At 77.1% G+C, this 350-nt stretch carries 1 pseudogene; it reads left to right on the top strand.

Features of this window, described 5'->3' with window-relative positions:
- Positions 1 to 350 (top strand): annotated as a pseudogene (locus V9U70_RS00110) (DciA family protein); the annotation flags it as partial.

Below are 350 nucleotides of genomic sequence, written 5' to 3'. Positions count from 1 at the left end.
GCCGGGCGGGTCCAGGCCGTGGCGTTCGACGCGGACACTGGCCGCCTGGACATCGTCCCGGACGCCCCAGCCTGCGGCACGCAGCTGCGATGGAGCGCGCCGAAGCTGATCGCTGCGGCCAACGCCATGGCGTCCGGCGCGAACGTGAGCGCCCTGCACGTCCTGGCGCCCGCACCCCTGAGGGCCGGTCCTGCCGCAGTGACCGTCGAACCGGCTCCGCAGCCGACCGCACCCGCCGTACCCGTGGAGCGCCGGACGCCGCCGGAGGGCTACCGCCGCGCCTTCGAAGCGCACCGCGAGGCCGCGGTGCCGCCGCGGGCCGACCCGGGCATCACGCAGTGGCAGCAGCC

Origin of the sequence: Streptomyces pratensis, assembly GCF_037137275.1 — a bacterium.
In the GTDB taxonomy this organism is placed as follows: Bacteria; Actinomycetota; Actinomycetes; order Streptomycetales; family Streptomycetaceae; genus Streptomyces; species Streptomyces pratensis_B.
This window is presented reverse-complemented; position numbering and strand designations above follow the sequence as displayed.